The sequence below is a fragment of the Thiomicrorhabdus sp. ZW0627 genome (assembly GCF_029767005.1).
Taxonomy (GTDB): domain Bacteria; phylum Pseudomonadota; class Gammaproteobacteria; order Thiomicrospirales; family Thiomicrospiraceae; genus Thiomicrorhabdus.
The window spans coordinates 96,191-108,573 of the sequence record NZ_JARUQR010000005.1; the positions used below are offsets into that span (position 1 = coordinate 96,191).

Genomic DNA, 12,383 nt, shown 5'->3' on the forward strand with positions numbered 1-12,383 from the left:
ATTATCCTCTTTTCGTTAGTTGAGCGTTGGCATCGGGAGTCGCCTGCAAAGACGGAGAACGTCTGACAATACTGTCGATCACATACGGCGAAAGCACACTGAAAGTTTCAGACGCGTTATCCAAGGTCATTTCAACCTTACCGAAATCGATGTTCGTCGCTTGGTTATCCATTACTTCTGTCAAAACTTGATTTGAATGTGTCTGTTCGAAACCTTCTAGGTCGAACAGGTTACCAAGTACACGTAGGACTTTCCAACCTGCTTTTGAGTCACCTTTAGGCTCGACAGCCATCTTGAAAGACTGTTTTAAGCCATTGGCGTTCACGTAAGTTCCCGCTGTTTCCGCAAACGTCGCCAATGGTAGCAACACATCCGCATATTCACGCATAGCTTCGCTATCAAATGCAGTCATATTGACTACAAAACCGGCTTGTTTCATCGCCTTCAACGCCTGATCAGATTCAATACAATCTAGTTCAGGCTCAACTCCGAAGTTGATAAAACAATCCAAGTTAGCGTTCAACATTTGCGAAACGTTCATACCGTTCTGAGGCAGTACATTCACAAGATGAGCACCTACTTCGTTAGCGGCAATCGGAAGAATGTTCAAACTCGCACCGGTCGCTTCGGCGATGATGGCCGCCAACTTCTGCAGCTGGGCGTAGTTAGAATGGTTCTGAGAGATTTGACCTAACATGACTGCTGCTTTTTCAGCGGCCTTTAATGATTCAACGATCTCTCGATGTGTATTCGTAACTTCAACTGAATCCAACCAGGCCTGTTCACTTTCATTTGCCATTTCCAAAGCCGCTTTAGCGACTCCGGCAAGCTGTTCGACCAGATTGTTTTGATCTGCGATGATTTCGCTGGCCAAAGGGTAATTGAAATCCAACGTAAGTGGGTTAATGACATGTGCTTTCGCACCGGCCAGCACCGCTTTACGAATACGGTGGTTTAGGATAGGCAGCTCTTTTCTTAGGTAAGAACCTACCAACAATACGGTCTGCAATTCTTCAACCTCTTCGATTGAAGGAACCAGTGACGGTGTATGGAAACCGTTCGCATCCAAAGAGAAGTCGGTTTGGCTTAAACGGTGATCGATGTTCTCAATCGCTAAACCGCGCGCCAGTTTCTGTAACAAATGCAACTCTTCAACTGTTGAACTTGGAGATGCAAGCACACCAACTTTGGATGCATCGGACAATCTCTCTTTCAGACCTTCTACAGCAAATTCCAAAGCTGTTTCCCAATCAACAGAAAGCCATTTGCCGTTCTTTTTTATTTGTGGCTGGGTCAATCTATCTTCAGCATTGATCCCTTCATAAGCGAAACGGTCCCTATCCGATAGCCATACTTCGTTGATAGCTTCGTTTTCGCGAGGAACAACACGTTTGATTTCACCGTCTTTAGAGTGAAGGATGATATTCGATCCCATGCTGTCATGAGGAGCGATACCGTTGTGAGCTTTCAATTCCCATGCACGCGCAGAATAACGGAACGGCTTGGATGTCAGAGCGCCTACAGGACAAAGGTCGATCATATTCCCAGACATTTCGGAAGTGATTGATTTTTCGATATAAGTACCGATTTCCATCCACTCACTACGCCCGGTTGCACCCAATTCCATCATACCGGCCACTTCCTGCCCGAAACGAACACAACGGGTACAGTGGATACAACGAGTCATATCCGTTTGGATCAATGAACCGGCTTCGCGGTCACCGACGATACGTTTCGCTTCGGTATAACGGGAAACATCATCACCATAATCCATGGCCACATCTTGCAATTCACACTCACCACCCTGGTCACAAATAGGACAATCCAGCGGGTGGTTAATCAGTAGAAACTCCATCACCGATTTTTGTGCCGCAATCGCTTTGGCCGATTTTGTGTGGACCTTCATACCGTCGGTAACTGGCGTAGCACAGGCTGGAAGCGGCTTCCATGCACCTTCTACTTCAACCAGACACATACGGCAGTTGGCAGCGATCGATAGCTTTTTGTGGTAACAAAAACGGGGAATTGAGATCTGCGCTTTATCGGCGACATCAATCAGCATGTCCCCTTCACGCGCTTCGACAACTTGTCCGTTAATTTCTACTTTTACCATAATTCTTTAACCTAATTAAACTTAGCTTAGTAATCTAAGGATTCGATTATTGACGATCGTAGATGCTACAACCGTGCTCAATGTAATGTCTGAATTCGTGCTCGTAGTGCTCAAGCGCACTCGTCAAAGCAATCGTAGCCGCGTCTCCAAGACCACAGATAACATTCCCCATGATCTTACCGGATACATTCTTCAAACTTTCGATATCCTCAGGGCGGCCCTTTCCTTCGCGAATACGCTTAACCACGCGGTATAACCAACCGGTACCTTCACGACAAGGCGTACATTGACCGCAGGATTCGTCCCAATAAAAGTGACTCAGGTTTTCGATGACCTTAACGATGTCGGTCTGATCATCCATGATAATCACCGATCCGGCACCCAGGAATGACCCAGCTTTGGCGATCGAATCATAATCCATATTCATTGCCATCGCTTTCTCGGCAGGAAGAATTGCCGTTGAAGCACCACCAGGGATAACACACTTCAACTGACGTCCTTTCCAGATTCCGCCAGCCGCTTCCAATAGATCTTTAAACGGCGTCCCCATGCGGATTTCAAAGTTACCTGGCTTTTCTACATGCCCGGAGACCGCATACAATTTAGTTCCACCCGCGTTTTCAACACCAAGATCGGCAAACCACTGTCCGCCCTTTGCAAGGATCATTGGAATCGATGCCAAAGTTTCTGTGTTGTTGATAGTCGTAGGCTTACCGTATAAACCGTAGCTAGCTGGGAAAGGCGGCTTGAAGCGTGGCTGACCTTTCTTACCTTCGATCGATTCGATCAAAGCAGTCTCTTCACCACAAATATAAGCACCCGCTCCTAAATGTGTGTATAGATCGAAATCAAAGCCAGAGCCAAGGATATTCTTTCCTAGCAGGCCTGCTTCACGAGCTTGGTTGACCGCATTATCAAAACGTTTGTACGGTTCCCAGAACTCACCACGGATGTAGTTGTAACCGGCTGTCGCACCAATAACATAACCGGCAATCATCATTCCCTCAATCAACTGATGAGGGTTATAACGCATAATGTCACGGTCTTTAAAAGTACCCGGCTCACCTTCATCGGAATTACAGAGGATGTACTTGTCACCTGGTGCCATACGGTTCATGAAGCTCCACTTCAAACCGGTCGGGAAACCGGCACCACCGCGTCCGCGGATACCCGAAGTTTTAACTTCTTCAATGATCTCTTGCGGATCCAACTCACCGGCCAGGACTTTTTTCCAAATCTCGTAACCACCGTTCGCCATGTAAACATCAATGTCCCATGAACGGTCTAAGTGGTTTAAACGGTAACAGCATTCATTTTGAGGCATCATATCGTTTACTCCAGCTCGGTAATCAATTTATCTAGATATTCTTCGGTAAGGTTTTCATGATATTCCTTACCAAGCTGCATCATAGGCGCACCACCACAGGCACCAAGACACTCAACCTTCTTGATCGAGAACTTGCCATCCGGCGTAACTTCACCCACTTTGATGCCTAGACGTTTTTCAAGATAGGCGATGATATCGTCCTTACCGCGCAACATGCATGAGATGCTGTTACAGACGCAGAACTTGAATTCACCGACTGGCTGATGTTCGTAGTTACCGTAAAAAGTCGCTACTTCATAGACCGCAATTGGCGGCATTCCTAGGTAATCAGCGATTTCATCCATCAATTCAGTTGTAAGATGACCGCCGTTTACTTCCTGCACAATACGCAAAGCCGGCATAACCGCCGACTGTCTTTGGTCAGCTGGATAATGCGAAATCCAACGATCGATGCGGGACTTTACGTCCCCTGTAATCATTTTGCTGTTATTTTCGGTTGAACTCATCGGTCAACTTCTCCAAATACAATATCTTGTGTCCCAATAATCGAAACCACATCCGCAATCATGTGACCTTTGGTCATCTCTTCTAGAGAGGCCAAGTGCGCAAATCCAGGCGCTCTGACTTTCATGCGGTAAGGCTTATTGGCTCCGTCCGATACCATGTAAATTCCGAATTCACCTTTTGGGTGTTCAACAGCGGAATAAACTTCACTTGTCGGGATGGTGTACCCTTCTGTGAATAATTTAAAGTGGTGAATCAACGCTTCCATGTTCGATTTAGCGTCTTCTCGTGAAGGCGGCGTCACTTTGTGGTTATCAGAGATAACCGGGCCCGGATTCTCTTTCAACCACTTAACACACTGCTTAATAATCTTGTTCGATTCGCGCATTTCAGCGACACGCACCAAGTAACGATCGTAAGTATCACCAGTTTTACCAACCGGGATATCAAAGTCTAAACGGTCGTATACTTCATACGGTTGCTTCTTACGCAAATCCCATTCAATACCGGAACCACGTAACATCGGTCCACTAAAACCAAGTTGTAATGCACGTTCCGGGGATACGATACCGATATCGACAGTACGCTGCTTCCAGATACGGTTATCGGTCAATAGGGTTTCATATTCATCAACATAACCCGGGAAACGCTCGGTAAACGCTTCGATGAAGTCCAACAATGAACCTTCGCGAGTTTCGTTCAATTTGTCCAGTTTCTTACCGGAATGCCATTTAGACTCAGAATACTTAGCCATCGTTTCAGGCAAATCACGATAAACCCCACCCGGACGATAGTAAGTAGCGTGCATACGGGCACCGGATACCGCTTCATAACAGTCCATGAGATCTTCACGCTCACGGAAAGCGTATAGGAAAACAGTCATGGCACCGATATCAAGCGCGTGCGCACCTAACCACATCAAGTGGTTCAGGATACGAGTGATTTCGTCAAACATAACTCGGATGTACTGGGCACGTTCCGGCACTTCAACACCAAGCATCTTTTCGATCGCCATGACGTATGCGTGTTCGTTCGCCATCATGGAGACATAATCCAAACGATCCATGTAACCGATAGACTGGTTGTAAGGCTTATATTCGGCTAGCTTTTCTGTACCGCGGTGAAGCAGTCCGATATGCGGATCCGCTCTTACGATGGTCTCACCGTCCAATTCCAGTACAAGACGCAATACCCCGTGTGCAGACGGGTGCTGAGGACCGAAGTTAAGAGTATAGTTACGAATTTCAGGCATAATAATCTCCTACTTAACCTCTGCTGATGCATCTTCACGAATGACGCGAGGCACATTCACTCGGTTTTCAATTGAAACCGGTTCATAAATAACACGTCCCTGTTCTGCGTCGTAACGCATTTCAACGTGTCCAGTAAGAGGGAAATCTTTTCTAAGAGGATGTCCGACAAAACCGTAATCGGTCAGGATTCTTCTTAGGTCTGGGTGTCCATTAAACAAAATTCCAAATAGGTCGAACGCTTCACGTTCAAACCAGTTGGCACAACTCCAGACATCGATAACAGAATCCACCAACGGCATCTGGGTTGATTCAGGGAACACCTTCACGCGGATACGAGCATTGTGTTCAACGGAAAGAAGATGATAAACAACCGCAAAACGGCGTTCCATTTCCAACTCTTCATTACCGTTCTCTTCTTCGGCGAAATCAAATACACCACGGCTAAAACCAGTGTTTGCCGCGCGCATCGTTTCCCAGTTAGCCTGACCGAAATCAAGATAATCCACACCACACAGGTCCATTAACTGGTCAAATCCCAAATCATCTCTTAGGGATGTAAATGCTTTGACGGCTGTTGTCGGATTCAACTCGATCGTCAATTCGTTCAACGCAACTTTCGAGTCGACAACCTTATCGCCTAAGACATCATTAACTTTATTTTGTAAATCTAATACAGACTGTTTCATAACTGACTTCTTACTGTGATTATCTAGCAATGGTGTTGGTGCGTTTGATCTTGTTTTGCAACTGAATGATGCCGTACAAGAGTGCCTCAGCGGTAGGAGGACAGCCTGGTACATAGACGTCGACAGGAACGATGCGGTCACACCCGCGAACTACAGAATAGGAATAATGATAGTAACCGCCACCATTTGCGCAGGAACCCATTGAGATAACCCAACGAGGTTCAGCCATCTGGTCGTAAACCTTACGAAGAGCAGGTGCCATTTTATTAACCAGCGTTCCAGCAACAACCATGACATCCGATTGACGAGGACTTGGTCTGAAAATGATCCCGAAACGGTCTAAATCATAACGGGAAGCACCCGCGTGCATCATTTCAACCGCACAGCAAGCCAAACCGAAAGTCATTGGCCATAATGAACCAGTTCGTGCCCAGTTAATTAATTTATCTGCTGAAGTGGTAACTACCCCTTCTTTCAAAACACCTTCTATTCCCATTCTAGTGCACCTTTTTTCCACTCATAGATGAACCCGACGACTAGCAGCGACAAGAACACTCCCATCGCCAGCAATCCAAATGTTCCAACTTCGTCAAGCACAATCGCCCACGGAAACAGGAAAGCTATCTCCAAATCGAAAATAATGAAAAGAATTGCGACTAGATAGAAACGCACGTCAAATTTCATACGTGCATCCTCAAACGCTTCGAAACCACACTCATAAGGAGAGTTTTTCTCCGCATCCGGTTTCTGAGGACCCAGCAAATATCCAAGCAAAATAGGCCCAGCTCCAAAGAGCACTCCTAACGTGACAAAGACAAGGACAGGAAGATAACTTTCTAGCATTGGCTTTAGACCTCTTCTAGCATGTTAAAGGCTCCTGCAACATTGCAGGAACTCGTTAATTGGTGCCGATGGCCGGACTCGAACCGGCACAGCTTGCGCTACCACCCCCTCAAGATGGCGTGTCTACCAATTTCACCACATCGGCGTGATTAATTTTGTTTCTTAATTCGGTACTACCGGAGCTTCCGTATCAGCCGCCTTTTCAGTAGGCTGCTCTACCTGAGTTTTCGTGACGCTCTGATAACCTTTTGACTGCTGCCCACCAAGATAGGCCAGCGTCAAACTGGTAATAAAGAACAAAGTCGCAACAATCGCAGTTGTTCTGGACAAGAATGTGGCAGAACCGCCGCTACCGAATACCGATGTAGAAGAACCGCCTCCACCGAAGTTGGCGCCCGCATCTGCCCCTTTACCTTGTTGCAACAACACTAGTGCGACCAACACCAACGCGATAAGAATATGAATACCTAAAATAATTTGAAACATGATTAGCCTGCTGCCTTACAAATCGCAATGAAATCGTCTGCATTTAGAGATGCGCCACCAATCAACCCACCATCAATATCTGGCTGACCAAATAATTCTGCTGCATTGTCCGGTTTAACACTTCCACCGTATTGAATAACTACTTTAGCCGCAACATCGGCATTCATACCGGCCAACTTGTTACGAATAAAAGCGTGTACTTCTTGTGCTTGTCCTGGTGATGCAGTTCTACCGGTACCAATTGCCCAAACTGGCTCATAGGCGATTACGACATCAACAAATGCATCAATACCGACCACTTCCAAAACTGCGTCCAACTGTTCAGCAATCACGTTCTCCATGACACCGGATTCACGTTCTTCCAGCGTTTCCCCGACACACAAAATAGGAGTAACGCCCGCTTTTAATGCAACAGCTACTTTATTAGCCACTTGAGCATTGGTTTCACCATAAATAGCACGACGCTCGGAATGCCCAAGGATCACATAACCACAACCAAAATCTTTAATCATCGCTACAGACTGCTCACCAGTGAACGCACCTTGAACTGGCTCTTCCGCAACATTTTGAGCACCAACAGAAATTTTATTTGCCACTAACGCACGATTTACGTAGTCTATGTAAATAGCAGGTGGACAGATAGCGACATCCACATCGCCAACTTCTTCAATTTTTGCATTCAAATCCGACACCAAAGTCAGGATTGATGCTTTCGAACCATGCATTTTCCAGTTACCTGCAACAAATGGCTTTCTCATCTGCTATTCTCCAACACAAAATTTCAACAATATTAGCGGTTTCTTTTACAAATTACAATATTGCAATTTTATGAAAATTCTGATTTAACCGCCTCTGTAAGCTGATTTGCGCAGTCTTCAACAAGACTGGCATCCTTCCCTTCAACCATAACTCTAATCAAAGGTTCGGTACCCGAAGCACGTATCAACACACGCCCTTCAGAACCCAATTTTTCTTGAACTTTTACTACCTTTTCCTGAATAACTTGGTTCGATTGCAAACCAGACACATTCTCAACCCGAACGTTCTTCAGGATATTAGGGTATTTACTCATCCCTCGCTTAATCTGATTAAGCTTTGATTCCGTATTCACCAACACGGACATTACCTGGAGAGCCGCTACAATTCCGTCCCCTGTACCAATTTTATCCAGGCACAAAACATGACCGGAAGGTTCGGCACCTAGAAGCCAACCATTCTCAGTTAATTGCTCCATCACATAGCGATCACCCACTGCTGCCCGCTTCAACTCAATCCCTTGCTGTTTTAAAGCGTTTTCCAAACCCAGATTACTCATCACAGTACCGACAACACCTGCAATTTCCGTCTTGCGCCCCATAGCTAGGATATAAAGAATCTCGTCCCCATCGACCACTTCACCCAGGTGATCAACCATCATTACACGATCCCCATCACCATCAAAAGCGATCCCCAAGTCGGCCCCATACTCCACAACAGCCTTACTGAGTGCACCCATAGAGGTCGCACCACAACCTTGGTTGATATTGATTCCGTCCGGCTTATCGCCAATTACGCTTACTTCTGCCCCCAACTCCGTAAATACATTCGGTGCAATATGGTAAGTAGCGCCGTTAGCACAATCCAATACAATCTTGAGTCCATCCAGCTTGCGCTTACCATGATAGGTACTCTTGCAAAATTCGATATAACGCCCGGCAGCGTCTTCGATCCGTCTGGCTTTACCCAGCATTTCAGAAGGCACAACATCCATTTCCTGCTCAAAAGCCTTCTCAATCTCCATTTCAACTTCGTCGGAAATCTTCTTGCCTTTTGAAGAGAAGAACTTGATTCCATTATCATGATGCGGATTATGTGAAGCGCTAATAACAATACCAGCATCAGCATGGAACGTCTGGGTCAAATAGGCGATGGCCGGTGTCGGCATTGGCCCGAGCAACATTACATCCACACCTGCCGAAATAAACCCCGCCTCCAGTGCCGACTCAAACATATAGCCCGATATACGCGTATCTTTTCCAATCATAACTTTGGATTCACCGTGAGCCTTCAGCACTTTACCTGTCGCCCATCCAAGCTTCAGGATTTGATCCGGCCGGATCATCCCTTGCCCGACACGATTACGAATACCGTCAGTACCAAAATATCTCTTCTGCATATGTAAACCCTCTTACCTTCCCTTGCCGGTCAAAACCATCCTTGGCCACTAATCCCACAACTGCTGAGAGACTTTTAAAGCCTGAACCGTCTCTTCAACATCATGAACACGCACAATCGCAGCACCCTTTCTTGCAGCAACCAATGCGGCTGCCACGCTACCGATCATTCGCTCACCAACCGGAACATCCCCCATCAAAGTACCAATCATGGTTTTGCGGGAAACGCCAACCAGAATGCCATAAGGCAATTCCGTAAAACACTCCAGAGCCCGAAACAGATCGGTATTATGCTTTAAAGTCTTCCCAAATCCAAACCCGGGATCCAACAAAATATTTTCTCGTGCAATCCCCGCCGACTCGCAAACGTCAATCCTTGTCTGTAAAAAAGACAGAACCTCATCGACCACATTTTCATAAACCGGTGCCGCCTGCATGGTTTGCGGATCCCCCTGTTTATGCATCAAACAAACTGGAATACCAGACCCGGCAACCAATTCAACCGCGCCTTCAGCCTGGAGCGCATTTACATCATTTATCAAGTCGACCCTCTTACCGATCGCCTCAACCATCACTTCCGTCTTATAGGTATCGATCGAAATCGCCGCATCACTGCAATTCCTAACCAACTCAATTGCCGGCATCACACGATCCAACTCCTCACTGACCGATACAAACGAAGCCCCAGGACGCGTGGACTCACCTCCGATATCAACAATATCCACTCCGGCCTTCACCATTTTCTCAACCTGCTCTTTGACGGCATCCTCGGTCGAAAACCGGCCCCCATCTGAAAATGAGTCCGGCGTGACATTTAAAATACCCATAACCAATGGCAAGGAACGATGATCCGAACGACGGGAATCAAGCAAATGTTTCAATTTATTCATGCATTCTTCCTTCTGGCATAAAAAAACCCCATTAAAGGGGTTTTATATCAAGCCTGACTGCACTTAGTGCAGTTTAGGCTCTCCATTATCAGGCACTTTAGAGTCACCGCTCATGTCGTCGGAAATCACATCTGAATCATGACCTTCTTCTGATTTTGCAGCCTGCTCTCCAGAAGGAGCGTCTCCGGACTCATCATCACTAGAACTCCAACCCTTAGGTTCGCCAACCGGTTTACCTTCCATGATATTCTTAATCTGCTGGGAATCTATGGTCTCATAATGCATCAAAGCTTCCGTCATAACTTCCAATTTATCCGCATTATCTTTCAAGATCTGCTCGGCACGCTGGTAGTTGCGATCGATGATCGCACGAATCTCCAAATCAATCTCTTTGGAAATCTCTCCAGAAACGTTGGCATTACGGGAAGATCCCATGAAACTGCCGTTATCATCCTCTTCATACATCAAAGGACCCAGCTTATCGGACAGACCCCACTTGGTCACCATATTGCGGGCAAGCATCGTTGCACGCTCGATATCGTTACTGGCACCAGTTGTGACCGCATCCGGTCCGTAAATTTGCTCTTCAGCAATACGTCCGCCATAGAGGCTTGATAGCTGACTTTCCAGTTTACGTTTACTGTAACTGTAACTATCCTCTTCCGGCAAATACATAGTGACACCCAATGCACGTCCACGCGGCATGATACTCACTTTATAAACCGGATCATGTTCAGGTACTAAATATCCAACAATGGCGTGCCCAGCTTCATGGTATGCCGTCATGCGACGCTCTTTCTCACTCATGACCATGCTCTTGCGCTCAACACCCATTAAAATCTTATCTTTAGCTTTTTCGAAATGCGCCTGACTAACCAACTTGTCGTTATTACGGGCTGCAAATAAAGCAGCTTCGTTCACCAAGTTGGCTAAATCCGCCCCTGAAAACCCTGGTGTACCACGTGCAATTACCGCTGCATTAACGTCATCCGCCAAAGGAACCTTACGCATATGCACTTTAAGAATCTGTTCACGCCCGCGAATGTCCGGCAACCCAACAGTAACCTGACGATCAAATCGACCCGGACGCAACAATGCAGGATCCAATACATCCGCACGGTTCGTCGCCGCAATGACGATAATCCCCTCATTGCCTTCAAAACCATCCATCTCTACAAGCATCTGGTTCAATGTCTGCTCACGCTCATCATTACCACCGCCCATACCGGCACCACGACTACGGCCGACCGCATCAATCTCATCGATAAAAATAATACACGGGGCATGCGCTTTCGCCTGTTCGAACATGTCACGAACACGCGAAGCACCCACACCGACAAACATTTCCACAAAATCCGAACCTGAAATCGTAAAAAACGGTACCTTCGCTTCACCAGCAATAGCCTTCGCCAATAGCGTCTTACCTGTACCCGGAGGACCGACCATCAAGACACCGCGAGGGATATTCCCGCCCAAATTCTGGTATTTAGTCGGATCTCTTAGGAAGTCAACAATTTCCCCAACTTCCTGCTTAGCCTCGTCGGCACCAGCCACATCATCCAAAGTCACCTTAACCTGGTCACTTGTCAGCATACGCGCCTTACTCTTACCGAAAGACATCGGACCGCCTTTGCCGCCCATTCCACCGCCAACGGAACGCATGAAGAAAATCCATACTGCAATCAACAGCAACATAGGGAACCACGAGATGAAAATCTGCATCAGAACGCTTTGCTCTTCCGGCGGCTTTGCAGTGATCTTAACGTGATTATCCAGCAAGTCCCCCATCAAGCCAGGGTCACCTGGATTATAGGTGGAGAAACTGTCCCCATTCATGTAAACACCACGGATGCTAGCCCCTTCAATAAAAACCTTGCTTATCTGTCCCTGGTGAACCTGCTCGATAAAATCAGAGTAATCCAATCGACTCGAACTGGTCTGCGACTGATCTTTAAAATGGTTGAAGACCGTCATCATAATCATCGCGACGATTGTCCAAATCAATACATTTTTTAACATATCATTTTTCATGGTCTACCTTTGGGACTCATCAAACTTTACGAATCCGAATACTTTAACACAAAACTTCATAAGCTTAACTTATGATTGATTGAAGTTATTAATCAAG

The 12,383-nt window shown here is 46.5% G+C and carries 12 protein-coding genes and 1 tRNA gene; all 13 read right to left on the reverse strand.

The window, feature by feature from the left end; genetic code table 11:
* Position 1 precedes the first annotated feature (1 nt).
* The 13 genes from nuoG to ftsH all read right to left on the reverse strand — a co-directional run bounded on the left by nuoG (position 2) and on the right by ftsH (position 12,286).
* Positions 2–2,113: an NADH-quinone oxidoreductase subunit NuoG gene (gene nuoG / locus QCB45_RS10070; RefSeq protein ID WP_279420851.1), complete on the reverse strand. Its 2,112-nt coding sequence runs from the start codon at positions 2,111–2,113 to the stop codon at positions 2–4.
* Between the two features lie 46 nt (positions 2,114–2,159).
* On the reverse strand, positions 2,160–3,440 hold the full coding sequence (gene nuoF, locus QCB45_RS10075; RefSeq protein WP_279420852.1) for an NADH-quinone oxidoreductase subunit NuoF: 1,281 nt from the start codon (positions 3,438–3,440) through the stop codon (positions 2,160–2,162).
* A 5-nt stretch (positions 3,441–3,445) separates the two neighbouring features.
* A complete protein-coding gene (gene nuoE / locus QCB45_RS10080; RefSeq protein WP_279420853.1) occupies positions 3,446–3,946 on the reverse strand; it encodes an NADH-quinone oxidoreductase subunit NuoE in 501 nt (166 codons plus the stop codon).
* Positions 3,943–5,196, reverse strand: a complete 1,254-nt coding sequence (locus QCB45_RS10085; RefSeq protein WP_279420854.1) for an NADH-quinone oxidoreductase subunit D — start codon at positions 5,194–5,196, stop codon at positions 3,943–3,945. The genes nuoE and QCB45_RS10085 overlap by 4 nt, the downstream gene beginning before the upstream one ends.
* 9 nt (positions 5,197–5,205) lie before the next feature.
* A complete protein-coding gene (locus tag QCB45_RS10090) occupies positions 5,206–5,883 on the reverse strand; it encodes an NADH-quinone oxidoreductase subunit C (protein WP_279420856.1) in 678 nt (225 codons plus the stop codon).
* A 19-nt stretch (positions 5,884–5,902) separates the two neighbouring features.
* Complete coding sequence (locus QCB45_RS10095) at positions 5,903–6,379, reverse strand: NADH-quinone oxidoreductase subunit B (protein ID WP_178861732.1); 477 nt, start codon at positions 6,377–6,379, stop codon at positions 5,903–5,905.
* The gene (locus QCB45_RS10100) at positions 6,370–6,726 is read right to left on the reverse strand and encodes an NADH-quinone oxidoreductase subunit A (RefSeq protein ID WP_279420857.1); all 357 of its coding nucleotides are present in this window, start codon (positions 6,724–6,726) and stop codon (positions 6,370–6,372) included. The genes QCB45_RS10095 and QCB45_RS10100 overlap by 10 nt, the downstream gene beginning before the upstream one ends.
* 60 nt (positions 6,727–6,786) lie before the next feature.
* A tRNA-Leu gene (locus tag QCB45_RS10105) sits at positions 6,787–6,871 on the reverse strand.
* Between the two features lie 17 nt (positions 6,872–6,888).
* Entirely contained in the window at positions 6,889–7,212 is a 324-nt protein-coding gene (secG, locus tag QCB45_RS10110; protein WP_279420858.1) for a preprotein translocase subunit SecG, read from the reverse strand.
* Between the two features lie 2 nt (positions 7,213–7,214).
* Complete coding sequence (gene tpiA / locus QCB45_RS10115; RefSeq protein WP_279420859.1) at positions 7,215–7,970, reverse strand: triose-phosphate isomerase; 756 nt, start codon at positions 7,968–7,970, stop codon at positions 7,215–7,217.
* Between the two features lie 68 nt (positions 7,971–8,038).
* A complete protein-coding gene (gene glmM / locus QCB45_RS10120) occupies positions 8,039–9,367 on the reverse strand; it encodes a phosphoglucosamine mutase (RefSeq protein ID WP_279420860.1) in 1,329 nt (442 codons plus the stop codon).
* Between the two features lie 48 nt (positions 9,368–9,415).
* A complete protein-coding gene (gene folP / locus QCB45_RS10125; RefSeq protein ID WP_279420861.1) occupies positions 9,416–10,255 on the reverse strand; it encodes a dihydropteroate synthase in 840 nt (279 codons plus the stop codon).
* Between the two features lie 63 nt (positions 10,256–10,318).
* The gene (gene ftsH / locus QCB45_RS10130) at positions 10,319–12,286 is read right to left on the reverse strand and encodes an ATP-dependent zinc metalloprotease FtsH (RefSeq protein WP_279420862.1); all 1,968 of its coding nucleotides are present in this window, start codon (positions 12,284–12,286) and stop codon (positions 10,319–10,321) included.
* Positions 12,287–12,383: the final 97 nt, after the last annotated feature.

Excerpts from the sequence above, each read along its gene's own strand:
- folP (WP_279420861.1), bottom strand. The coding sequence starts at position 10,255 with ATGAATAAATTGAAACATTTGCTTGATTCCCGTCGTTCGGATCATCGT.
- QCB45_RS10090 (WP_279420856.1), bottom strand. The coding sequence starts at position 5,883 with ATGAAACAGTCTGTATTAGATTTACAAAATAAAGTTAATGATGTCTTA.
- tpiA (WP_279420859.1), bottom strand. The coding sequence starts at position 7,970 with ATGAGAAAGCCATTTGTTGCAGGTAACTGGAAAATGCATGGTTCGAAA.
- nuoF (WP_279420852.1), bottom strand. The coding sequence starts at position 3,440 with ATGATGCCTCAAAATGAATGCTGTTACCGTTTAAACCACTTAGACCGT.
- nuoG (WP_279420851.1), bottom strand. The coding sequence starts at position 2,113 with ATGGTAAAAGTAGAAATTAACGGACAAGTTGTCGAAGCGCGTGAAGGG.
- ftsH (WP_279420862.1), bottom strand. The coding sequence starts at position 12,286 with ATGAAAAATGATATGTTAAAAAATGTATTGATTTGGACAATCGTCGCG.
- secG (WP_279420858.1), bottom strand. The coding sequence starts at position 7,212 with ATGTTTCAAATTATTTTAGGTATTCATATTCTTATCGCGTTGGTGTTG.
- QCB45_RS10085 (WP_279420854.1), bottom strand. The coding sequence starts at position 5,196 with ATGCCTGAAATTCGTAACTATACTCTTAACTTCGGTCCTCAGCACCCG.
- glmM (WP_279420860.1), bottom strand. The coding sequence starts at position 9,367 with ATGCAGAAGAGATATTTTGGTACTGACGGTATTCGTAATCGTGTCGGG.
- QCB45_RS10100 (WP_279420857.1), bottom strand. The coding sequence starts at position 6,726 with ATGCTAGAAAGTTATCTTCCTGTCCTTGTCTTTGTCACGTTAGGAGTG.
- nuoE (WP_279420853.1), bottom strand. The coding sequence starts at position 3,946 with ATGAGTTCAACCGAAAATAACAGCAAAATGATTACAGGGGACGTAAAG.
- QCB45_RS10095 (WP_178861732.1), bottom strand. The coding sequence starts at position 6,379 with ATGGGAATAGAAGGTGTTTTGAAAGAAGGGGTAGTTACCACTTCAGCA.